At 75.3% G+C, this 26966-nt stretch carries 2 protein-coding genes; both read left to right on the top strand.

The window, feature by feature from the left end; all coding sequences use genetic code 11:
• Positions 1–14 precede the first annotated feature (14 nt).
• A complete protein-coding gene (locus tag DDJ31_RS04895; RefSeq protein WP_127181518.1) occupies positions 15–383 on the top strand; it encodes a hypothetical protein in 369 nt (122 codons plus the stop codon).
• Positions 384–26873, top strand: a complete 26490-nt coding sequence (locus DDJ31_RS04890; protein ID WP_164784800.1) for a lonely Cys domain-containing protein — start codon at positions 384–386, stop codon at positions 26871–26873.
• Positions 26874–26966: the final 93 nt, after the last annotated feature.

Genomic DNA, 26966 nt, shown 5'->3' with positions numbered 1-26966 from the left:
AGAGGGGACGGACGATGAGCGGGTACCACAACAACTACGAGGCTGACCTCGTCGATCTGCGGCAGGCCCCCGAGGTGATCGGCGGGATGGCCGGCGCACCGAAGAAACTGCGCGGGCGCTTCCAGGGCACCGTCGCGGCCACCAGCGCGTGGAACGGCCAGGACGACGAGTTCCACGGCCAGACCGAGGCCCAGGACAAGCGGCAGATCGAGAGCTGCCTCGCGGTCGTCGACTCCCTCGACGAGTTCCTGACCGGCTGGCAGTCGGCGATCATGAAGAGTCTCGGCAGCATCGAGGACGTCCACCAGGACGTCCAGGACCGCATCCACGACGCCCAGTCGAACGCCGGCGAGCACGGCAGCGGTGGTCACGGGAAGCACTGAATGTTCGACATCGAGTACCCCGACGAGGTCGCCAAGATGCTCTTCGTCCTGCTCGGCGAGAAGCCGTTGCAGGCGAAGGCCCGGCTGGCCTGGGAGAGCCGTAATTCCTACACGGATCTCGCCGCGGGCATCCGGGATCTCCGGATGGAGATGCTCGAGTCGATCGAGAGGGGCAAGCGGGGCCTGCCGCCGAACGTCGCGGACGCCTACGAACGGTCCCTGTCCCAACTGGTGAACCGCAACGGCGACGACGTCCTCCAGCGGTTCGTCACCCAGCTCGACCGGTTCACCCAGGACCGCGGCCGGGCGTCGGTCCAGATCCAGCAGGCCCACTTCGAGATCATCATGGAGGTCTTCTGGCTGATCCTGGAACTGGCCCTCCTGGAGGCGATCGCCGCGTTCACCGGCGGCGCCTCCGTCTCGGAGATGATCCTCGCCCGGATGCGGGCCAGGCTCGCGATCCTGATGGCGGTCGACCGGCTGCTGCGGTACGTGCAGGCGTTCCCCTCGCTGTCCGAGGCGTTCGAGGAGGCCATCCAGAACCTGGCAGCCCAGTTGCTGACGATGGCCATCAACCCGGCGGTGGCGAGACCCGACAAGGTCAACTGGTCGGAGGTCGGGATCTCGGCGGCGGTCGGCGGCCTCGCCGGCTTCTTCATCAGCCACTTCGGCGCCTGGGCCTACAAGCTCAAGAACGCCCTCTCGAACACCTTCAAGAACAATCTCGGCAAGGACGTGTTCGGCAAGTTCGAGATCCGCTTCAAGAACCCGTTCACCCGGAACAACGCGAACAACGCGGCGTACGACCTGCCCTCCACGTTCGTCACCGAGGGCTTCGGCGAGACCATCGCGGTGGCGATCGTGCTCGGCAAGTGGGACTGGACGTCGCTGGCCGGCGCCGGCCTCAGCGGGATCTCGCAGATCTTCATGGGCAAGCCGTTCGAGCAGGGCTACCACGGCATGCACTCCAAGCTCTTCCCGGACGGCAACCTCTTCACCCGCTACCAGCGCAACACCACCGACATCCTCAACGAACGGCTCGCCAGGGAGTCGGGCAACGCCTCGACGCTCGCCCCGGACGGCACGGCACGGTCCACGCCGCCGCCGGCGTCAGTCCCGCCGGTCCCGACCGCGGGCACCACCCCCGTGGTGCCGCCGCCGCTCGTCTCCACCCCGTCCACCCACTCCGGGTACCTCCCGGACAGCGGGTCCGACAGCGGGTCCGACATCTCGTCCCGGCCGCCGAGCGTCTTCGACCTGTCGGACACCGACTCGTTCTCGGACACCGACTCCGTCTCGTCCGGTACCTCCCTCTCCTCCGGCAACTCCGGTGCCCCCGGCACGTTCCCGTCGACGCCGCTGAACACCACACCGCTGACCGGCGTCGGAGGGAGCTACCTCAAGACTCCCGAGTACGCGAAGACCCCGAGCTACCTGGACACCCCGGGGAGCACGGACACGTCGCTGACGGGGAACGGCACGACGGTCCTCAACACCACCGACCTCACCACCGACTCCGGCACCCAGGCCGCCCTCCCGCCGACCGCGAAGGCGCCGGCCGCGTCCTTCCCCGGCGCCGAGACCGAGCGCCTGAAGCTCCCCGACCCCCTCACCACCACCGACACCCTCGACCTCCCCAACGCCCTGGGCACCCCCAACGCCCTGGGCACCCCCAACGCCCTGGGCACCCCGAACGGCCTCGGCACCCCGAACGTCTCGGGCACCCCGAACAGTCTCGGCGGCCCCGCCGCGTCACCGGCCACCGCCCCGCACACCGCCCACCAGTCCGGCACCGACCAGTCCGGCGCCCCGCAGCGGGACAACACCGGCCAGCGGAACGGCACTTCGGCCCCCTCCCAGGACGCCGAGTCCGACACCCCCGGCACCGCGCACGACTCCGCGCCCCCCGCCCCCGCCGGCCAGCAGCGGCCCGCCGTCACCCAGGCCCGCACCGCCTACGACGACGCGCTCGCCCGGTACGCCGACGCCACCCGCGCCGTCGACGACCTGGGCGACGGGACCCGCCCCGGCAGCGACACCACCGCGCTCGCCGACGCCCAGGCCAGGTCACGGCAGGCGCACGCCGACCTGCTCGCCGCCACCACCCGGCTGCGCGACCTCGGCGTCGACCCGCACACCACCGGCCCGCACGGTCCCGCCGGGCCCACCGACCCGATCCACCGCGACGCCGTCCAACGCGACTGGATCGCCCGGCAGATCACCGCCGAGGACCTCCCGGACACCCTGGCGGAGGAACTGGCCGGGCTGCACGGCCCGGACGACGTCGTCACCCAGGACGCGCTGCGCGACGCGGGCATCACCCCTGACCCGCGGGCCCACCCTCCCGGCGGCCGGCCCGTCCCGGTCGCCGCGCTCGACCCGGTCGACCGGGTCAGGCTGCTGATGGCGCGGCAGCCCGCCCCGTGGCCGGCGGCGCTCGACACCGTCGCGGCCCACGCCTCCCTGCGCCTGTGGGACGCGGCCCACACGGACTTCACGGACGCGGCCACCCACCAGGACCCGCGCCGGGCGACACCGCCGCAGCCGGCCACGGGCGAGGGACCCGCGCCCAGGAGCACACCGCCGCCCACCCGGGCCCAGCTCGACCGGGCCTGGGACAGCGCCGTCGCGCTGGTGCTGCCGCCCGCCACCGCCCCCGTCCTCGCCGACTCCCGGCACGCCGCGGCCCCCTACCGGGACGCCGTCCGGCAGGTCGCCGACCATCTGCTGACCCACGGCCAGGACGCGCCCTCGGCCCGCACGCTCGCCTCCACCCTGCGTGCCGCCCTCGGCCTCGGCCCCGTCGCCCCCGCACCCGCCACCCCGGTCACCGAGTCGTCGGCCGTGCCCGCCACCGTGTCGCCCCCCGTCCCGCCGGCCGCGACCCTCACCACCTCGACCGACCTCCCGGCCGACCCGCCCACCGCCCCGGCCGAGCCCGCCACGTCCACGGCCCAGGCCGCCGTCACCACCGTGCCGCCCCCGGCGCCCGCCGCCCGGCCCGCCGAGGACCTCGCGGCGCGGCTGCCGCGCCTCTCGCCCGAGGAGCGGACCTGGGAGCTGGCGCTGCTGCCGGCCGCCGAGCGCGAACGGCTGGCGTCCGACGCGGCGCTGGTGGACACGTTGCGCCGGGAGCTGACCGGCGCGGAGTTCGCCAGGACCGCCGCCCAGCTGATGGTGGAGATCCCGCACGGCGTCGACCAGCCGGTGTCCGTCCGACGCGAGGTGCTCGACCAGGTCTCCCGCATGCTGCGCGATCCCGAGGTGGCGGTGCGGCTGCTGAAGGACCGGGCGCGCGTCGCGGTGGTCCCCAAGGGCGCGGCGATCACCACCCTGGACGCCTTCAGGCACCTGGCGGGCACCCGCACCGCCGACGGACGCCCCTGGGAGGAGGTGCGCGGCGTCGGCACCCGCACCGCGGGTGTGACCGAGGAGAACCTGCTCGGCGAGGTGACCTCCACGGCCGCGGACCGCCGCTCCTACCCGCAGGGCTACTCCACGACGACCCACGAGTTCGCGCACACCCTGCACCAGTACGGGCTGACCCCCGCCGACCAGCGGCTCATCCACGACGCCTACCTGGCCAAGCGCGCCCAGGGCAGCGCCGCGGTCTGGCCGGACGGCCCGCTGCACGACCCCTCGGGCCGGCGCAAGCAGCCCAACTACTCGTCCCTCGACGAGTTCGAGTACTTCGCCCAGCTCACCAACGCCTACCTGGGCACCAACGGCGGCCGGGACGGCTACACCGGGCAGCGCCGCAACAACGGTTCCGCCTGGGTGAGGCAGCACGAACGGCGGCTGCTCCCGCTGCTGGAGCGGCTGTACGGGACCGATCCGGACGTCGGCGCGCGCCCGGTGAACCAGCTCGCGGAACCGCGCAAGGAGAACTGGGTCCTCGACGGGTTCCGGGCGTTCTGGGACCGCGCCGAGGGCACCCTCCAGCCGCGGCCCCACGACACCGTCCCGGTGCCGACGACCGAACAGGCGCCGACCCCGGCCCCCACCCTGACGTCGAGCGACCCGACCACCACCCCGACCGTCCCGGCCACCCCGACGGTCCCGACCGCGCCGACGGTCCCGGCCACCCCGACGGTCCCGACCACCTCGACCGTCCCGACCGCGCGCGCCACCGCCACCGCCCCCGCGCTGCCTCCGCCGCCCACGAGCGGGCAGAGCTACCAGCAGTACCTGGCCGGCGTGCTCCAGAGCGTCTTCGGCGCCGACGTGAACACCAACCCCCAGATCGGCGAGATGGTCAACTCCCTCGCCCTGGTGGACAGCGCACGCGCGGGGGACTCCCGGTTCGGGACCGGGGCGCTCGACCTGGAGGCGATCACCCGACGGGTCCTGCACCTGCCCGCCGACACCCCGTTCGGCCCGCAGACCGCGTTCCAGTTCCTGTCGCTGGCGAGCAGCGCGGGCCGCCGCTCACGGGCCGGCAGCCTGACGGCCATCGCCGCGTACGGACTCGAGCGCCGGGGCGCCCTGGCGGGGCCGACGCGGGTCATCGGTTCCGACGGCGCCGCCACCGGGCGCAACTGGCTCGGGCGGCCCATCCAGGGGCTGCGCCTGGACACCGTCTCGAAGCGGACGGCGGACGGCGGCTGGGACACCGGCGCCGCGCCGTGGCGCGGACCCGCCCATGCCGTCTTCGCCGAGCAGACGGACGAGGGCCTGCTGGTGGTGCGCGACGGCCGCGGTGAGACGGCCGAGGTGGACATCGCGGAGTTCGCGGAACTCCTCGTCCACGACCCCGACCGGCCGCCGGGCACCCCGGTGGTCCTGGTCGCGGGCGAGGCCACCGGCCTGGGCACCATGCCGTTCGAACGGTGGCTGGCCGACCGGTTGCAGACCCGGGTCTGGTCCACCGGCGGCGAGGTCCGGTTGCAGCCCCTCAACGACGGCAGCGGCCACCAGATGCTCGTCCTGGCCAACAGCGCGCCCAACCAGGTACCGGTCGGCACCTGGCTCCCCAACGACCCCGGCCGCTCGGACCAGAGCCCTCCGCGCGGGGTGCGCGCCCGCGGCGGGCAGGAGTTCGCCGACGACGACATCCAGTCGTACATGCTGCCCACGTCCGACGGCCAGACGCTGACCGCGCGGGCCTTCTTGCAGGCGCACGACATGGCGCTCCTGGAGGACGGCCTCCTCACCCTCTCCGACGTGGCGCACTACACCGACCACCTGGAGGCGCTCCCGGCCGTCTACGCCGAGAAGGAGAGCGGCCTTCTCCCGCTGCCGACACCGCTGACCGGCGCCTACATCGCGATCGGGCACGGCGACCGGAGCCGTGCCGTCCTGCCCGTGCGGAGCCTGGGCAGCAACCAGGTCGTGTCGCCCGACGAGATCGGGCAACTGCTCGCCCGCGACCCGGTCCTGATGACCATGCCGCCCGACGTGCCGGTGTGGCTCGTCTGGTGCGAGATGGCGCGGACCGCGCCCGGACTCGACCGGCTGAACCAGACCCTCGCCGCGCAGGCACTCGCGCAGCGCACCGGCCGGCGGGTGCTGGCGATGGACGCCCAGGTCACCGTCCACCCGGCGGAGAGGGGGATGCCGCCGCGGCTGGTGAAGTCCGACGACCCCGACCGGCCCGTCCACCGGATCCTGGAGTTCAGGCCCGACCCGCAGTGGGTGGCCCTCAACGCCTGGGCCGACCGGGCGGGCCTGCCGTCGGCCTGGCAGGACCGGACGGAGCGGGTGCTGCGCTGGGTGCGGGTGCTGCGGGAGACCCATGGCGCCGACATCGACAGCGCGCCGCAGCGGGCGGCCGAGTTCCAGGAGCTGATGGCGGGCTTCGGGGCCTGGGAGATGGCTCGCGGCTCCATCCTGACCTGGACGGAACTGGAGCAGACCCTCGCGGGGTACGCCCAGTCCCGCGGCCTCGAACCGGGCGTGGCGCGCGCCACGTTGACGAGGATGCTCCGCGCCTGGAGCCCCCGTCGCCCGGCGGCGGGCCCCGCGCACGCCGCGCCCGCCCAGGCCACACCCGCGACGGGCCCCGCGCGGTCCGCCGCCCCGATGGGGCCGGGCCGGGCGGACTTCCTGCCGGGGTCGAACGACCTGACCGACGACGCCAGGGCCGCCCTCGGTGAGCTGGCGCACCGCACCGCGCTGGCTCTCCTGGACGCAGCGCACGCCGAGAGGCCGCTGCCACGCGGGGTGTTCACCGGCTACGGCGAGGGTCAGGCGGCGCGGGCCAGGGCGGCCGGCCGGGCCCGCGCCGAGGCCGCCCGCGCCTGGTTCCTGGCCCGCCTCGACGAGGAACTGGCCGCCTACCAGGGGGACCTGCGGCCCGAGGACCGGCTCACCTCCGAGCGGCTCACCTTCGACGTCCGCGGCCGGGTCGGCAACGACCGGCCGGCCGGAGCACCCGGGGCCACCGTCGAGTTCCCCGCACCCCGCGCGTCCGCCACCGCCCTGCGGTCCGGCACGGCGGGCGGCACCGACGCCCCGGTGACCGAGGGACCCGAGGCGTCGGGACCGCCCGCCACCTCCGGGCGCCCCCAGGGCCCGACCGACCGTGGCCTCCCCGGCCGGGCCGAGGACCCGAGCCGGGAGGTCTGGAGCGACGGCCCCCACCCCGGCCCGTCCGCGCCCCACGGCGCCGGGCGACCGGTGGGGCCCCCGCCCGCGGTCCCCTCGGGCGCCCTTTCGCCGGACGACATCACGCGGCTCGCCGGGCGGCTCGACGCCGACCAGGTGCGCACCGCCCCCGTCGGCGCGACAGCCCGGCCCGCCGGCACCCCCCGGGTCGCGTCCGTCCCGCCCGCGGCGCCGACCGCGCCCTCGGCGTTGCCGCGCACCACCGACGTGGTCTTCACCGGTCCCGCCACGACCCTGGACGGCGACCGGGAGACGGCGATCGAGCGGCTGGCGCGGAGCACCGCCGCGACCGGCCTGCTGCACCGGCGCGCGGGCCTGCCGGTGCCCCAGGTCGTGCTGGCCGCCCACACCGGCGCCACCGCGGGGCAGCGCGCCGACGCCGTGGCCGCCGCGTTCCGGCGCCACCTGGAGCGCGCCCTCACCTCGCTCGGCGCGGACACCGCCGACCTCTCCGCCGCCGACTTCGGTCTCGTGGTCACCACCGGGGACGCGCACGACGCGGCCACCGTGACCGTCCGGATCACCAGCCACCGGCTCGCGGCCCCGGTGCTGCGGCTGCACGAACTGGCGCGCGCCGAACTCGACGCCGAGCCCGGCTCCTTCCGCCCGGAGCGCCTCGCCAAGCGGGTGATGGGCCTCAGCCTCAAGCAGGTCACCCGGTCCCGCGCCATGGACCTCTACACGATCACCGGCCTCGCGATGCGCGAAGGCCGGGCGGGCAGCCTCACCGAACTGGCCGCCTATCACGCGCAGCGGAAGGCGGCCGTCCACGCCGACCACCGCTTCCCCGCCACCGGCACCACCGAGCGCCCCGGCCTCAACTGGACGGACCTGCCACAAGGCCCGCTGTACACCGCCACCGTCGGCGTCCTCGCGGAGCGGCCCGACGCGTCGCCCGAGATCCTCGACTCGCAGTCGCCCGCCTGGACCGAGGGACCCACCCCCTACCTGCTGGCCGCCACCATGAAGGGCGACCGGCTGACGGTCCCCTGGGAGGACGGCACCACCCGCGACGTCAACCCGGAGCGGTTCGCGCGGATGGTCCTCGACGACCCGCGGCTGGCCGCGCTGCCGCAGGAGACGCCGATCGTGCTGGCCGTCCCGTACGCGGGCGGCCACGACCAGTACGTGGCACGGCTGCTGGCGGAGCTGACGGGCCGCACGGTCTGGGCGCACAGCGGTGACCTGCGGCTGGTCGTCGCCCCTGACGGCGAACGGCTCGCCCTCGCGGTGTTCACCGAGTCCGGACGCCCGGTGGGCGACTGGTTCCCGGTGCCGCCCGGCCTGCTGCCCGACACCGACACCGACTCCGAGTCCGGCGACGAGTCGGGCGACCACTGGCACGACGAGGTGCTGTCCTTCCCGCTGGCCGGCGCGGAGAGCGGACTCCAGATCGGCCGCGCCTCCTTCCGCCCCGAGGAGATGGCCGCCAGAGAGGTCCCGTACCGCCACCTCGGCCAGGTCACGACGTACGTGCACTACAACTTCGCCGCCGGCGCCTACTCGCGGCAGTTCACCCTCGAACCGGCCGCCCGCGGGAAGTTGAAGGCGTTCTTCGCCGCCCACGGCGGACTCGACTCCACGACCTTCGCGACCTTCGGGGGCACCTCCTACGAGGCGCGCGGCGACGAGGGCGCCAAGTGGCTGCGGAAACGCAAGAGCTTCGACGGACTGCTGCGCCAAAAGGACGACTGGCTCGGCCTGGTGACCTGTCTGTCGGCCTCCGCGCGGGACAGCTCCCTGCCGCGCCGCCCCACCCACGGGCGCAACGGCTTCGTGCCCAACCCGCTCCGGCAGATCCCCCAGGGCCAGCACTACGCCAACGTGATGCGGCACAAGGTGTCCGCCGCCACGGTCCGCTCCGGCGTCGCCAGGCGCGAGGGCACCTGGGTCCGCGCGCTGGTGACCGACCGCCGCGGCCGCTGGGGCTCCTACCAGGAGTTCTTCCCCGAACCCGAGCCGGCCGAGCTGGACCGCAGGGCCCGCGTCCTCGGCCTGACCGGCGCGGACGGACCGCAGCGGACCCTCGACCTGGTGCGCGCGCTGAGACTGACCCTCGGCAACGAGATCGACGACGACGTCCTCGTCGAACAGGACGCCGGCTACGCGGAGTTGCTGCGCGGGGCGGGCGCGCTGGAGCGGATGTGGCGGGCCGACCACCGGTTCGCGCAGGCAGGACCGTTCACCCTCGACCTCCTGCGCACGGCCGCCACCGCCCGGCTGCCGCAGGGGAGCACCGCACCGGGCCCGGCCGACATCCGCGCACTGCTGACCGCGGCGGCCGCCGCCCCCGCCGGGACCCGCCTCGGCGACTTCGTGACGCTGCCCGCCGCCCTCGACCGGGCCGCGGCCTGGCTCGGCGGCCCGCACGCGGACCGGGAGACCGCGGACGTCCTGCGACTCTCCGGTCCCGGCGAGGTGGACGAGGAGCACAGGTCGCGGATGTTCTGGGCGCGGGTCGCGGCGTACGGGGCGCCGGCGGCGTCCGGTGCCGGCCGCGACGCGTTCACCGCGCGGGTGCTGCACCTGGACCCGTCCGCCGTCGACGACGCCCGGCGGGAGCAGGCGCTGACACTGGCGGCCCACGCCTACGCGGTCGGCCGCGACGGCTCCCGCGCCGACGAGGTGGCCGCCTACCACCTGGAGACCGACCGGGCGCTGTCCGACGCCACCCTGGTCCCGCCCGCCACGCCCGAGGGACCGGCCGGCGGCCGGAACCTGCTGGGCTCCCCCGGCGCCACCCCCGTGGACCTGACGACGGTCCACACCCCCGGCGGCACCGCGGACCCGCCCTGGCACGGAAGGACCCCGAAGGGGAAGGACCGTCCGCACCCCTACGTCGTCGGCGCCGAACCCGACCGCACCGATCCGACCCGCCTCTTCGTGACGTACGGCGGCACGACCCGGCGGGTGCCGGCCGCCGAGTTCGTCGAACTGCTCGCCAACGACCCGGAGTTGATGGCCCGCGACGACCGCGACCCGGTCCTGCTCGCCGTCTCCGAACTGGACCGCTTCGCCCCGGGCCTGGCGCAGGACCTCGCCCAGCGGGTCGGCCGCGGCGTGTACTCCACCGCGTTCCCCCTCGGGCGGCACACGGACGCCACCACGGGCCTGACGGTGTTCTCGCTGCACCCCTCACCCCTCTCCGGCGCCGTCCCCACCGCCAACGACCTGCGCCTGTCCGCACCCCGCGCGCTGGACACGGTCAGCGGGCCCGCGCCGGTGCCGCCCCCGCCGATCGACGCCGACACCCCCGGCCGCCGCGCCGCCACCGCGACCCTGGAGACCGGGACCCCGGCGCCCGGAGGCGGCAGCCGGCTGCCCGCCCTCGACCTCCCCGACAGCGACCCGCTGACCGCGCTCGTCCGCGTGGACCCGCCGTCGCCGCCACCGCCGTCCGAGCCGCCGTCGTCGCTCGGCACCACCCCGCCCCCCGGGCAGAACCCCCGGCCCCGGCCGGCCGGGGTGCGCATCGACGAGGAACTCGACGAGCGCCGCCCGGCCCGCCTCGACCCCGACATGCTGCCGCCGCCCCGGGTGCACAGGCCCAGCGCCTTCACCGACGACAGCCGGCTGCCCGGCTACGTCGACGGCTTCTTGCCGCTCCACGCAGACGACGGCGACGGCGACGACGCCGCCGAAGCCATGCCGCTCGCCTTCGGGCAGAGCGACGTCCACATCAGGCACATCGACCAGATCACCGAGCACCTCGACATCGCGATGCGCGCCGACGGCTCGCGCACCGCCGCGGGCGAGGAACGGGCCCAGGGGCTGCGGGTGCGCGGCGGCGGCATCGACGAGTCCGTCTTCCGGCGGATCGCACGGGCCATGCGGGAACGCCCCCAGACCTTCGCGGGCGACGGCCGCGAGTTCGTCTACCGCACCGAGTCGGGGCAACTGCGCAAACTGCGCCTCACCATCCGCAACTACGGCGAGTGGAGCAAGTTCACCGACGGCGGCGCCGTCACCAAGGTCGACAACGTCTACCGCGCCCAGGCCACCGTCGGCGGCTCCAAGACGATCGGCCAGACCCGCCAGTTCGCCCCGACCGCGCCCCTCGGACCGCAGGCCGGCCCGGTCTCCGTGTGGGGCCGCGTCGGACTGCGGCTCGGCCGGATCCGCGAGGTCACCTACTCCGCGCAGGACAAGATCCTCAACGTGGGGGAGACCCGCGGCCTCGACACCTCGCACCCCTACCTCGACGACGCCTACGTCGAGGTGCGCATCACCGACGCGGTGCCGCCGCGGCCCGCGCGCCCCGGTTTCCTGCACACCCGGTGGCGGGCCAGGCCCGCGACGGAGGCCGCCCCGGACGTCGAGATCGCCTTCGGCGTCCGCCACGGACTCCTCGCCCGGCTCACCGAAGGCGCCACCCGGCAGGCCACCCCGGGCCGCACCCCCGCCACCCTCGACCTCGGCCCCGAATCCGACTACCGGCTCGTCATCACCGAGGACTTCGGACCCGTCGCCGCGATCCGCGACTGGGCGGTGGACCGGATCGGCGCCGCACCCGACTCCTCGGCCTACCGCGAACTCGACCACTTCCTGTCCTCGCAGAACTTCCACCAGCTCTCCGGGCGGCTCGCCAAGTCCGCGGTGCCCGGCCGGCCGCTCTTCGCCGACGACAAGAAGAACACCCCGCTCGGCGCCTTCGTCATCGAACGCATCGTCCCCGGACGCGCCGTGCTGGCCCTGGAGACCGACAAGGCGGAGATGCGGGAGTCCGCCTTCCTCACCGTCCAGAACACCCGCAAGCAGACCAAGGCGTACTCCAAGGACTTCACCCTCTTCGTCGGACCGACCTTCAGCCTGCCGTCCTTCGGGTTCATCTCCGACTGGATGGACAAGGTCAAGCCCCGCCTCCAGTTCGGCGTCAGCGGACGCCTCGGACACGTCAGGGGCCGCTCGGCGATGACCGGCGGCTCGGGCACCGTCCGCTCCGTGGGCCGCGCCAAGAACGTCACCACCGACCTCTACCGGGTCGAGAAGACCGTCTGGATCCGCAAGACCGGCGACGCCAGGCCGACGCCGTTCACCACCTGGAGCCTGGACCGGATGACGCGCGGCGAGGCGCGCCGGCTGGCCGGCATGGAGGACGAGAACGCCTTCGGGGCGACCGAGCCGTTCGCCCCCGCCTACCTCACCGACGACAACCCGCCCACCCTCGGCATGGCCAGGCCCGTCCAGTTCACCTACGCGGGCGGCCGCTACAGCCGCAGGTTCCCCGAGGGCGTCGACCGCGAGGACGCGCCCGCGACCGCACAGGACACCGCGCCCGCCGAGGACACCCCGAAGGTCACCTTCGCCGAACGCACCCGCCTCGAATCGTTCACCCGGCAGGTGCTGACCGCCGTCGCCGCCAAGTACCCCACCATGGTCGCCCGCCTGGAGGACCTCGGGGACCCGAGCGACAGCCGCTGGCGCAACCACGGCCACTACCAGATGGTCCTGCACAACACGCTGACCGTCATCAACGCCCTCTCGCACCACAGCATGGCGGGCAACCTGGAGGCGATGAGCAGGACCGGGCTGCGCATCGGCCTCGTCGACCCCGGCCGCTTCACCCGCGGCTACTACTACATCTGGCTCGACGCCGAACTGACCAACCGCACCTACGTGTCACCCACCGACACCATCCTGCGGCACAGCGCCCCCGGCGCCACCGACCTGGACGAGAGCCAGTACGGCGTGCAGGGCGCCGAAGCCGGCTTCGAGGGCGTCGCCGCGCTGCGCGACACCGCCACCGACAACATCGGGTTCGCCGCGCACGCCCTCACCGGCAGCTTCGGCTACTCGGCCGGCCAGCAGTCCCGGGACGAGTCCGGCTACGGCTCCACCGCCACCTTCGACCAGATGGCGATCACCACCAAACCGGGCAACCTGTACTCCTACGACCTCTCCCTCACCGTCAGCACCGGCGGCTACTGGCGCCCCCGCAGCCTGCTGCGCGGCCTGGTCAGCTTCGGCGTCCTCGGCACCCACCTGTTCGTCATCGGACCCAAGGGCCGCGGCGACATCATCGGCGGCGACGCCGACGTCCCGGCCGTCCAGGGCAAGGTGCTGCTCAGCGTCCCCGCCGACCACTCCCCGGCGACCGACCCGCACGCCCCGGGCGCCGACAACCCCTACCTCGACCCGCAGCCCGTCACCTCCGCCCCGATGAGCCGCCGCGACGCCAGGAGACTCCTCGACGCCTCCACCGAGGACGGCCGCAACCCGGGCCCGCTGGACGAACTGCCCCACCAGACGCTCTCCGTGATCGCCCCCAAGCAGGCCAGGGGAATCGTCGACCGGGTCCTGGAGAAGGCGTCCCACGACCGCTGGCAGCTCACCCGCGAGGGTGCCCCCGCCCACGACGCCGCCGTCCGCCCCGAGCAGCCGCAGTTCCTCACCGCCAACGCCGACCAGAACGCCAGCGCCACCGGATCACGCACCACCGGCCTCTTCGGCAAGGGCCCCTACATCGACTGGCTCGCCACCGTCGTCCACCGCATGCGGATCACCCGGCTGCGCGCCCTGAACCGGCCGCAGCCGATGGAGACCGAGATGACGCTCGGCGCCTCGACCAAGGCGGCGGGCACCCAGAGCAGGACCTTCGTCCAGCAGGCCGGATTCACCTTCGTCTACGGCCACTCCCACCCCGGCGGCCCCGGCGTGACCGGCAGCTACGGCGTGTCCTGGCGGCCGTGGTGGCGCAGCCGCGGCGCCAGCGGCACCGTCGTGCGCACCGTCACCTCCGACATCAACCGGGTCGACCAGGGCTACCAGGTCCTCACCACCGGCGACGCCGAACACGAGGTCGCCGCCGAGACCCGCTCCTCCGGCATCCTCGCCCCCCTCGGCACCGTGGTGCGCCGGCTCTACGACTGGGCCGGCGAACGCCAGGTCGTCAAGGGCGGCTGGCTCGGCCACCTGCCCGAACGCATCGCCCACCAGCTCGGCCTCATCGAAGGCGACGACCTCGGCGGCGGCCCCCGCTACACCGACCGCCGCTGGCTCCAGCCCCGCTGGTTCCGCGCCGCGCCCTTCGCCACCTACCCGGTGAACTCCCTGGACACGGGACCGGTGGTGGAACGGTTCGTGGAACGCCTCGACGGCCTCGGCCTCGACCAGGACAGCCGGGAGACCATCCACCGGCTGACCTCCGCCCGGGTCACCCGCGCGCTGCGCCGCGAGATGTCCGGCACCGGCTCCTCGGTGACGGCCAGGATCAGCGCCCTCTCCTGGAAGCGGATCCAGGTCGGCGGCCGCAACGTCCGGGTCAGGGTGCGCCTCGAACCCGTCGGCGAGCAGGAGTTCGTGCGGCTGTGGCCGCGCACCGAACTGGAGGACCACCGCTGGGCGACCGAGACGTTCAGCGAGGCGTTCCCCACCGCCCGCGGCCGGGACGCCGGAACGATGGTCAACGAGGCCGTCCACACCGGCGACACCGACGCCCCCATGGCGGGCCCCTCACTCACCGAGACCGGCTCCAACCGGCAGACCGTCTCCGCGACCGGCGGCCGCGCCCGCGGCCGGCTGTGGACGTCCTACACCAGCGAACCGCACGCCGAGTACGCCACCCGCTACCGGCTCCACCTCACCATGGAGATCGGCCGCAAGAAGGGCGACGACGACTGGGGGCGCGGCGCCCGCCGGATCGAGGAGAGCGGCGAGGCGGGCAGCCAGCGCGAGATCGTCCCGCTCAGCCTGATGCACCCCGACGCCCGCCCCGACGCCCCCGCGGACCGGCCCGACCCGCTGGCCCCGCCCGAGATCGCCGACGAGCCGCACGCCGTCAACGTCCTCACCGGCGACGACAGCCCCCTCGCCAAGGACAGCCCGATCACCGGCGTCCTCGACTCCTGGCGCGCCATCACCCTGCCCGACGGCACCCACGGCCCCTTCACACCACCGGAGAACGGCTTCCACGTCCGCAACATCATCGGCGCGGAGAACGTCCTCGCGGCGAGCACCGTCGCCCTCGGCAAGGCCTACGACAGCAGGCTCGGCACGCTCTCGGGACCGCTCACGGACGACGCTCTCGAACAGGTGCTGCGCACCGCCCGGATCACCCCGCTGACCGCCGAGGGCACCGGCGCGGCCCAGGTCCTCGAGGACGCCCACGGGCCCGGCGCGCTCACCGCGTTCTTCGAACACGCCTCGGGCAACGACGGATACGTCACCAGCGGCCTCGTCGAGAACGGCTTCGCCGACCACTCCGACGCCGAACTGCGGATCTTCTCCCGGCCCGACTTCACCGGCGCGGTGCTCCTCGCGGTGGCCGACGGCGCCCGCATGGAGTCCTCGACCCGCGTCACCCAGAGCGAGAACGCCACCGCCACCCAGGGCGGCGACCACAACACCGCCATCGGCGGCGCCCCCGCCCTGAAGTCGGACAGCGTCGGCGCGGCCAACCCCGGGGCCACCGGCACCGGCGCCGACACCTCCGACAGCGACGGGCGGGTCATCGCCAGCGACCAGGCACGCCAGGTCAACGTCAAACCCACCACAGGCCGGGTCTTCGCGTTCGCCATCCCCGTGGACTGGCTGAGCGTCGCCGACGTGCACCGGCAGTTCAAGGACCTGTCGTCCACCGCGTGGATGCGCAAGCACCTCCTCGGCTCGCTCGGCGGCGCGAAGCCCGGACCGCAGACCGTCGAGACGCACACCCAGGTGCTGGCCTGGGTGCGCGAGGACGTCGCGAGGCAGCTCGGCCTCGTCACCGACGACACCTTCCCCGAGCAGGTCTCCGCCGCCTGGGACAAGGTCAAGGACGCCGCCAAGACCTGGGCCGAGGAGGACGACGCGTACTGGGCGCTCCGCCGCGACCTGCCCGACCTGCGCGAGACGGCCGAGACGAACCGGCTGGCGCGCTCCGTCGCCCGGCGCACGCTGCGCCTCGCCGAGACCGCGGCGAGGACCGAGAGGGCCGCCGCGACCCGCCAGTTCACCGCCGCGACGGCCGCCGCCGACGCCGTCCTCGACCAGCCGGCCGCCGACGTACCGGAACCGGCGGGCAGCACCCTGCGGTCCGCCGTCGAGCTGGCGGCACAGGCCCACAGGACCCACCAGGACACCCTGCTCCTGAGCCTGACCGAGGACACCCCGGCGGCCCGGCGCGAGGCCGTCGAGGCCCGCGTCGAGGGCGCCCGGCAGGCCCTGGCCGAGGCGGACGCCCTCGTCGACGGCATCCGGCGCGCCGAGCGCGACCGGCTGGCGGCCGAGGCGCGGCGCGTCATGGAGAGCCGGAAGGCCGCCGCCGCCGAGAGCGTGGCGAGCGCCCGGGACGCGGCCGAGGCCGCCGCCCGCGCCCACCGGACCGCGCAGCGCGCCGTCGACACCCGGCTCGACGAGGTCAGAACCCAGCAGGACAGGGCCGAGGCCGCCGCGCGCGCCCTGCACGGCCTGCGGGCCCAGAGCGACCGGCTGACCCGCTGGCACCTGCTGCCCGAGGACCCGCCCAGCGCCGACGGCGACGCCGCCCCGACCCGCGGCGGACTGCCCGAGCCGACCGTCACCGACCCGGAACCCCTGCCGAAGGGCCCCACCACCACATCGGGACCCCTCGACACGATCGCCGAGGAGTCCGACGAGTCGAGCGACCGCGACGAGCCGGGGACGTCCGGCGACGGCATGTTCGAGAAGGCGCCCGCCACGCCGCCGCGCTACACCCGGGCGACCGCCCTCGACGACCTCGCGCCCGCCCTGAAGTCCCCGGCGGGAACCACCCACCGGCTGCGCGACGTCCCCGCCGACAACTCCTTCTACCGCGCGCTCCAGCAGGCGCTGCCCGCCGCCCGGGTCCGCGCCGACGGCACCGCCCTCGACCCCGCGGCCCTGCGCGCCGAGTTCGCCGACACCCTCGAAGGGCTGCCCCTCGACTCGCCGCTGATCGCCCACCTCTCCCCGGACGAGACGGACACCTTCACCTCGGCCGAACTCGACGCCGCCGCCCTCGACCTGGGCACCAACACCCCGCAGCGCCGCGAGTTCGACTCCCTCGGCGTCATCCCGCACTCGGCCGGCGACCGCCCCACCCCCGACCGCCGCCGCCACCCCCTGAGCCCCGCCCAGCGCCGCGGCCTCGCCGCCGCCCAGCTCCGCCGCGCCGCCGACGCCCCGAAGAACACCGGCTGGGATAACAGCGCCGCCGACGTCCTGCCCGCGCTCGCCGCCCACCGCTACCGGGTCGGCGTGCGCGTCGTCCACGCCGACGGCAGCCACCAGGACTTCCCGTCCGACCTCGACGGCCCGCTCCCCGAGGACGCCGAACGCGTCGTGCTGCACCTGGCCGACGGCCACTACCAGGCCGTCGAGACGGAGTCCGTGCCCGAGGGCCCGCCCCCCGCGCCCGAGCCCGAACCCCCGGTGGACGACTCCCTGCTGACCGCGCACGCCACCCGCCCGTGGACCTGGGAGGGCCTCGACGACGCCACCTACGCGGACCAGCCCAAGTTCGACGCCGCCACCGACCCCCGCACCCTGACCGACCCCGACGGCTACGTCTACGACTTGCGGGAGACCCACCGCGGCGAGGGCAACCAGTTCTACGCGGCGGTCGCCCTCGCCCTGGGCAGCGACCCCGACGACAACGAGGACTTCGGCACCGTCATCGACGACCTCGTCGACATCCTCGACAACGGGCCGCTGCCCGCCGGGGCCCGGCTCGACCCACGGGCCAGGTTCACCGAGGAGGAACTCCACGAGGCCGGGTTCAGGCAGCCGCTGCCCGCCCCGCTGCGCCGGGAGTTCACCCGCAGCGGCGGCCGGCTGCCGCTCCCCGTCCCGCCGCTCCCCGACCACGTGCGCGAAGGACTGATCCGCGCGCATCTGCGGGCCACCCGCCGCTGGAACCGCGAGACCGCCCTGCTCGCCGCCGCACTCGTGGCCGACGGCATGAACCTGCACGTCACGTTCGTCCACGAGAACGGCACCATCGACACCTTCGGCACCGCGTCGGCCGACGGCCGCAACGCCATCGTCCTGTACGAGCGCGGCGGCGACTTCCTCGCGGCGGTACCGCGCGGCTCGGGCAACCCGCGCGCCCCCTGGAACTTCCGCACCACCCGGCCGAGCCCGCCCCCCACCCCGCCCGCGACCACCCCGCTGCCCCTGCCTGCCGGTGTCGACCCGGCGGGCCCGCCCGGCGGCAAGGGCGTCCCCAAGCCCCCGCCGGACGAGCGCGACGGCCGACCGCCCCTCAACACGCTGCTGCCGCCGGAGTCGGGCACCCGCCCGCCCGCCGATCGGGAGCACCCGCTCGCGGGAGAGCGCACCCTGGCCCAGGCCCTGGAACGCCTCGACGCCCTGCGCGCCGACGTCCCCGCCCTCGCCGAAGGCCCCCTCGACCTCGACGACCTCGCCCGCCATGTGCTGCTGCTCCCACCCGAGACCGTCATCACCCAGACCCACCGCGACGTGCTGCTGCGCGCGGCGCGGGCACCCGAGACGGTCACCGTGCCCAGCCTCGCGGTGCTCGCCGGATTCGTCCTCGACCGGCGCGGTCTGACGGCCCTGCGGGACGTCGGCTGGGACGTGGACACCTTCGCCGCCCGCGTCCTGCACCTGGACGGGACCGACGCGACCCGCCGCCCCGAACTGATGCGCCTGGTGGAACGGGCCTCCCGGGTCGGCGTCGACCTCGACGAGAGCGCCAGGCTCGGCGCGTTCCACCTGGCGACCCGGGGTTCGCTGGCCCCCGACCGGATCATCCGGGACAGCGACGGCTCACCGCTCGGCCGCGACCTCGACCGCCGCGTCTCTCCGGTCGACCTCGACCTGAGCGAGGTCACCCTGGTCGGCACGGACCCCGACGGATCGCCCACCTTCGACACCACCGAGACGGCGCCCTGGCACCGGAAGGGCGCACCCGCGCCCTGGGTGGTCAGGATGGCGGGACCCATCGGCGAGGGGCTGCTGTCCGGGCGTATCCCGGCCCAGGACATCGCCCATCTGCTGCTCGTCGACCCGGCACGCCCCAAGGACCGCGACATCGTCCTGCTGCTGCCGACCAGCGACCCGGAGACGGCGGCCACGGCCGTCGAGCGGCTGATGGACGCGGTGGTCCGCTCCACCGGGTCCGCGGTGCACACCGCGTACGGCAGGGCCGACGTCCACGCCGACGAGGACGGCGACGCCACGATCGCCCTGGGCCCCGACCGCGACGGCCGGCAGCGCACCGCCGCCGACTTCGTCACCATGGGCCCCGGCACCGTGCGGCGCCCCCGCCCGCCGGGTGACGCCCCCCGCCCCCGCCCCCACGCGGGGACCAAACGCCGCTCCCGCCCGACCGGCGAACTCCGCCTCCCCAAACGCCCCCGCCTCGCCCTGCCCCCGGTGACCTCACAGACGACGGCGACGGGGACGACGGCGTCCAGGGCCGCGGGGTCGGGGACGACGGCGTCCGGGACCACGACGTCGACGGCCACCGGCGGCGACGGAACGCCGGCCACGCCGAAGACGGCGGCACCCGGCGGGACGGCCACCACCGAGACCACGGCCACCACCGAGACCCCCGCCACCACCGAGACCCCCGCGACGACGGGTACCACCGGGACGACGGGTACCCCCGCGACCACGGGCACCGAGTCGGGCGGCGCGACCGACCGGTCCGGGCGACCGGGGGAGGAGACGACGAAGGCGAAGGCGGAGGAGAAGGCTGAGGGGGCCGAGCCCGCGCCGCGTGCGGAGCCGGAGCCCGGCACGGGGTCAGGAACCGTCGGCACGCCGGTCATGACGGCCCCGGTGAGCACCACCCCCGGCTGGGCCAGAGGACGGCGGCAGCCCGTCGCCCGCGACGGCAACTGCCTGCTGCGCGCCTTCACGGCGAGCGACCCGAGGCTGCTCAGGGACCATCTGTTCAGGTCCCCGGGGCGCGCGAGGTCCGCCGCCGACCGCTCCGCGTACGCCTGGCTCTCCGACCCCGACCAGGTCCGCACCGACCTGGCGGCGGGCGGCAGGCCCGTCCCCGCCGACCGCCACGTCCTGGCGGCGACGCGGAACTTCGTCGCCGACCACCTGACGGCGCACCGGGAGCGGCTGCCCGTCGAGATCGTCGTCCAGTTCCGCAACTCGGTGCCCGGGGGACTGGCCGCGGCCGTGGCCCGGATGGACGAGACGGAGCTGGTGACCCGGCTGACCGCCCTCGACGTCCCGGTGCCCGACCGGAGCCGCTTCCCCAGCGCGGGGCAGCTCCAGGGCGAGCTGCGCGACCTGGTCCTGCGCCACACCCCGCTGAACCCCTCGGAGCTGGCGTCCCTGCGCGACGCGGTGCTCGACTGGGACAACCGCTGGAACTCCGACATCGGCGACGTCTTCCCGCAGCTGCTGGCGCACGCCTTCGGCGTCCGGATGGACATCGCCTGGTCGAGGAACCTCGCCGACGGGCGCACGGTCCAGCGCGGGCTGCGGCGCGGCATCGGCCCCGAGGACGCCACCTGGGAGGTCGAGCTGTTCTACAGCGTCCGGGTGGACCGGCCCGGCGGCCCGCCCCGGGGCGGGACCGAGCACTACGAGGGCAGCGACGCCCACCCCCGCTTCGTCCCCCCGACGACCCTCGGCGCGGCCTCCACCGGGCAGGGTTCCGCCACGGACACCGCCCCCACCACCCGCCCGGCGGGCTCCTCGCCTGACCCCGATCCCGACCCCGGCCGCACCGCCCACGCCGCGCCCGCGCAGGGCCGTCCCGCCGCGACCCGCGGCCGGGGCGCACGGAACAGGGCCGCGGGGGAGAGCCCGAGCGGACGCCGCGAGCGGTCGGGGCGCCCGCTCCTCCCGCTCACCCAGACCCCGCCGACGCCCGCCAGGCAGCTCGCCACGGTCCGCCTGGAGCAGCTGCGGTCGGCCGACCCCGAGCTGCGCGACGGACCGCTCGACCTGGACAGGCTCGCCCGCCGGGTCCTGCTGCTCACCCCCGGGGAGCCGGTGACCGGCGAGCTGCGCGCCGAGCTGCTCAGGATCGCGGCGGCCCCCGAGGCGGGCAACGCGCGGAGCCTCGACGGCCTCAGCGCCCTCCACCTCGCGGACCGCGGCGCGTTCGACGACGCCTTCCGCGTCACCGGCCCCGACGGCCGCCCGCGCGGCGTCAACTGGACCGACACCCCGGTCCCGGCCGGCCTCGACCTCACCATGACCGCCGTGCCGGCCTCCCCGGCGGACGGTGACACCAGCGCCGTGCCCGCGCCGTGGGCCACCGGGTCCGACGCCCATCTGCTGGTGGCCTCCGGCGGACACCGGGTCGTGGTGCGTGGCCGCGCCGGGTTCGCGCGCGCGGTGCCGGCCGGCGTGCTGGCCGAACTGCTGGCCCTCGACCCGGCCTTGACCGCCCGCCCACCCGACGCCCCGGTGGCGGCGATGATCCCCGGGTTCGGCCGGGGCAGCACGGCACCCGCGACGCTCGCCGCCCGCCTCGGCAGGCCCGTGGCGGCCACCGGCGGCGTCCCGACGGTGACGCCGCTGCCGGGCCACGCGCCGGGCCCGGTGTTCGGCCTGCCCGCCACCGGGGACCCGGCCCGCGACACCTTCACCGTCACCCCGCCCGGCCCCGACACCACCGGGACCTCCGGCTGGGCGCGGGACGCGGACGACCTCCCGCTCACCACCGCGGACGGCACGCTGACCGGCGTCGCCTCCGTCGACCTCGAACCCCTCCCCGACCTGCCCAGGCCCGCCCCCGCACAGCCTCCCGGGACGGCCCCCGCCCCCGGCGCGTCACCCGCCACGACGGCCGTCCAGGTCCCGGCCGCCGACCCGGACGACCCCGCCACCGAGGTGTTCGCCGCCCCCACGACCCCGCGGACCCCGTCCTCGTTCACCGTGAACGGCGTCCCCGTCTCCTTCGCCGACCCGGCGAACCCGCCGGCACCGCAGTCCGCCCCGGCCCCCCACGACCCCGAGGCGCACTACGACACACTCCTGCGGGACCTGTTCGGACAGCACCAGGTGCCGGAGGCCAGGGACGCCCTGCGCCGCCTGAACGCGCTGCGCGCGGGCGTCCCCGCGCTGCGCGGCGGACCCCTCGACCTGGACGCGCTCGCCCGGTACGTGCTCAGCCTCGACCAGGCCACCCCCCTCACCCGGACCGACCACGGGGAACTGGTCCGGGTCGCGTCCGACCCGGCCGTCGCGGACGCCACGCGCCTCACCCAGCTCGCGGCCTTCCACCTCCAGCTGCGGGGCGCGCTCAGCGGCGCCGTCCGCTTCAGCACCCCGAACGGCGTGCACGGCGTCAACTGGACAGGAAGGCCCCTGACCGCACCCCTCGACCTGGACACCGTCCACGACGGGGTACGCGGGCCCGACGGCACCTTCGGCCTCACCGCCCCCGCGCCCGCCGGCTGGTCGGGCGGCCCCACGCCCTACACCCTGGTGGCCGACGGGGACCACACCACCGTCGTGGTCAGGGGCCGGGGCACCTTCCAGCGCCGGGTCGCCAAGGACGTCGTCGCCGAACTCCTCGCCCTCGACCCGGTGCTGCGGGCCCAGCCGACCGACGTCCCGCTGCTGCTGCTCGCCTCCTACGCGGCGACCGGCGGCACCCTGCTGCCGCGCGGCAGCGCCGTCACCCTCGGCCGGGACGTCTGGTCACCCAGCGGCGGCGTGGCCATCGGCCCGTCACCCACCCGCCCGGGATGGACCGGGATCGGCCTCGACATGTCACCAGGACTCGGCGTCGTCGGCGGCTGGCTGCTCTCCGACCCCACCCTGGCGCCCGCGCCCGAGCCGGGCGGCGAGGAGTGGGAACGGCAGGTCCTCTCGCTGCCCGTCATCGGCCGCGACCACCGCTCCACCGGCCACATGTCCGTCCCGCTCACCGAACACCCCACGCTGCTGCGCCCCCGCGCCGCCATGACGACGACCCTCGCGAAGGCGACGCACTACGTCCACCTCGACACCGCGACCATGACCGTCAGCGAACCCGTCGAAGTGCCCTGGCGGATCGACGACCCGGACGCCGCACCCTACTTCGAGGCCAAGCACGGCATGCCCGACCGGACCGCCTGGGCGCTCACCGACGGGAGGACCGTCGTCACCAGCGGCCCGCAGACCTCGGGGGCGCTGCGCAGGCGGCCGAGCCTGCGCGGCAAGGACCGCCTCGTGAAGATCGTCTGCTTCGCCGCGCAGCCCGGATCGACCGTGCTCACCGGCCCGTACGGCGCGCCGCCCCACGTCCCGGACCCGCTGGCCGTCGTCTCCGAGGCCCAACGCCAGGCCAACGACGGGGACCAACTGGTGTACGCGTCGCGCCGCCGGGTGCTCACCCCCGTCCCCGGGCCGCACGGCGAGCACCTCGGCGTCGACAACGACCCGCGCGGCACGGAGTTCGGCCTCGACCGGGTCCTGCCCGAACCCGAGGGCACCGCACTCGACGAACGGGCCCGTACCGCGGGCCTGCACAGCGGCCAAGGACCGGCCCCCGACGACGTCCGCGAACGGACCCTGCGTCTGGTGCGGCTGCTGCGCACCGTGTTCGGCGCCGAGACCGAGTGGCGGACCGCCGACCACCAGCTCCTGCTGCGGGGCGTGGGCGCGCTGGAGCTGATGGCCCGCGACGACCCCGCGCTGCGGCTGCTCCCGCTGTTCACCCTCGACCTGTTCGACCGCGTCGTCGCCGCCGACCACCGCCGGCACGAGCCGGGCACGCCGCTGGACCGCGCGGCCACGGCGCGGGCGCTGCGGCGGGCCGCGGAACACCTGGAGCAGAACCCGGGCACCCCGCTCTCCTCCTATGTCCGCGTCCCGTCCGTGACCGACACCGTGCCCCTGCTCATGGGCCGCTCCGACGTCGACACCGTCGCCGCCCAGGTGCTGCGGCTGCCCGGCACCGCGCAGATCGGCCCCGCCGAGCGGTCCCGGCTGCTGTGGGCCGACATCAGGACCAGGGAGACGCAGCGCGACCTCCAGGTCACCGGCGGCCAGCAGGAGATCGACCGGGTCGCCGCCAGGGTCCTGCACCAGGCCGCACCCGACCCCGCGCTCCGCGACGCCTTCCTCCAGTTCACCCGGATCTCGGCGGCCGCAGGACGCGACCCGCGCAGTCCTCGGGAGCTGGCCGAGTTCTATCTGGAGGCGGTCGGCGCCCACGCCCCCGGCACGTCGATCCTCGGCCGGGACGGCTCGGTGATCGGCCGCGACCACACCGGGGGACCGGCCGGGACCGTCGACTTCGACGCCTCGACGCTCACCCTGCTGCGCCGCGGACCCGACGGCCGACCGGTCGTCGACTCCACCGTCCCCGCGCCCTGGTACACCGGGAACACCCAGGGCACCGGCTCCGCGCGGCCCTGGCTGTACCGGGCCGGGCGCACCGACGCCGACCGGGTCGACGTGCGCGGTGTCCCGGCGCCGCACGACGAGATCGGCGAGCTGATCTACCGGGACCGCGCGGCGGCCAACCTCCCGCTCGGCCACCCCGGAGTCCTCCTGGTGCCCGGCTCCCGGCCGCGCCCGGGTGACCCGCTCCGCGACAGCCTGCCGGGCCAGGGCGCCCTCCTCGCGGGCCGCCCGATGTGGGCCGCCTACGGCACCCCGACGCTGTACACCGACCCGACGACGGGGAAGACCACCGTCGCCCTGGAACCGGACGCGTCGGGCAACGCGCTCACCGCCGCCGACTTCGCGCTCGTCCGGCCGCAGGACGTCCGCCCGCTGCCCGCCGGCTACACCCCCGTGCCGCCGCCCGCCCCGGCACCCGGCACCACCGTCCCCGTCGCACCCGTGACGCCCTCGGCGTTCGGCGGACAGGACCCGGCGGACACCGCGACCGGCACCGCGCACCCGGAACCCGGACCCGACCGGCCCTACGAACGCACCGGGCCGACCACCGCCCGGCTCCGGGACACCCCCGTCGAGCTGCACCCCGTCGCATCGCCCGACGGCACCTTCGGCGCGGCCCTCGACCACGCCCTGCGCGCCGCCGGAACCGAACCCCCGCGGACCGCCGGCGGTCCGCGCCTGTGGGCGGCCCGCGCCGCGACCGACGCCGACCTCGCGGACACCGCCGTCGAGGTGCCGCCGCTTGACGCCACCCGCGCCGTCGGGACGGACCGACTGACCGCCGCCGGCGTCGTGCTCAACCCCGGCCAGGAGATGGAAGCCGTGATGCGCGGCGACCAGACGCTGCCGCTGCGCCACTTCACCCTCACCCCGCTCCAGCGGCTGCGGCTGCTGGCCGCCGACCCCGGGCTCGCCCTCGACCCGGCCGCCGCAGCCCGCGCCGTCGACACCGCGGCCCTCGCCGCCCTCTCCCGCGAACTGGGCCTCGCCATCGCCCTCGTGGGCCCCGACGGCGCGGTGGCCGAGTTCGGCGCCGGGACCGCGTCCGTCCTGCTGGTCGACGACGGCGACGGCGGACACCTCGCCGGTACCGTCCCGCCCACCGAGCCGCAGGCCCCGCCGGTGCTCTCGCCGCGACTGACCGCCAAGGCCGGCTTCGAACTCGAACTCGGCGGCGTCACCGTGCCGTTCTACGCCCGGGGCGTGGTCCTCTTCCGCGGCGACGGCTGGCGCCTGGAGACCGACACCCCCGACGACCCGCCCTACACCCGCTCCAACCTGGAGTTCGTCCTCGACCCGGTCCTCGACCTGAAGCGGGCCGAGGACGTGCTGCGCCAGATCATCGGCATCGTCGGGCGGATGCGCGCCCTGGCCACGGCCGCCCCCGACCGGCGGTTCGCCCTCTCCGAACTGTTCGACGGCGTCGCGGGCACCGACCCCGCGGGGCTGACCAGGGACGCCACCGTCACCGTCGACGGCCTCAGATTCACCACCACCATGCAGGCCACCTACGGCTCCGCCGCCGCCGGCGTCGGCAGCACCGTCGACGATCTGCTCGACCCGAAGGAGGCGGGCCGGCTCGGGCAACTCATGTCCGACGTCACGGAGTTCTTCGCCCGGGAGCACGGCCGCCCGATGACCCCGCGCGCCCGCGAGTTCACCCGGCTGATCGTCCTGTACCTGCAACGCGGCGCCGCCGAGGCCGGGTTGCTCAAGGCACGGTCCGTCAGACGCCATGTGGTCGCGGCCTTCCGGCTGATGACCCGCAGCGACTTCTGCGCCATCCGCGACGAACTGCTCGACGACGGCGACCGCGAGGACCTCGACGCGCTGCTGCTGATCCGCGAAGGACAGGAGATGCCCGACCTCATGCGGGCCCTCGGACACAGCCCGTCCGACCGGGTCTTCCGGGCGCCCTACGAGGACAAGGACAACAACCTCAACGAGGGCCCCACCCGCGTCGACTGGCTGCGCTCGATCGTCCACGGCCGCGGCGAGGGCCCGTTCAAGAAGGACCTCCTCTCGCCCCCGCCCGGCTTCCCCCTGCACACCGGCGACCTCGACGTGGACTTCGGCATGGGCGCCATGGGCGTCGACGCCGAGAACGGCTACTTCCTCCTGGAGGCCCGCGCCACCCCCTACCGGCCCTCCTCCATCCCGCTCAACGGCATCGCACTGCCCGTCCTGGCACGCGAGTTCATGGCGGCGATCAGCCACAACCCGTCGCTGACGACCGGCGGCAGCACCCTCACCCCGTGGCCGGAGGCCGTCGAGGCGGCCGTCAGGCTCGAAGGGCTGCTGAGCTCGATCACCATCATGGCGGGCGCCGCCCGACGCGCCGCCGGGGCCGACCTCACCGCCACCGCGGCCCGCCTCGTCTCCCGCGGCCTCGGCCGCACCTACGGGGAGATCGAGACGGCGCTGGCACACCCCGGCTCCGCCACCCTGCCGGGCGCCCTCGCCTCGCTGCGCACGGTGGCCGACCGGTTCAACGCGCTGCACCGCGCGTGGCTGCTCAGGGCCGACGACCTCGCCACCGCGTTCGCCGAACTCGCCACGGCCGTCGAGGCGTACGAGGAAGCGCTGTGGCACGCCGAGGACGCCGTCGGACACCGCGATGCGTCGTAGGGCGCCGGGGTACGGGACGTGGGGCGTTTCCTCAAGAACAGCTCAGCTGAGGGACGATTCGTCACCCGTGCGTGTGATGATGCGGGTGACTGA

It is taken from the genome of Streptomyces griseoviridis (assembly GCF_005222485.1).
GTDB lineage: Bacteria > Actinomycetota > Actinomycetes > Streptomycetales > Streptomycetaceae > Streptomyces > Streptomyces hintoniae.
The sequence above is the reverse complement of the archived record's forward strand: the minus strand, read 5'-3'. Positions and strand labels throughout refer to the sequence as shown.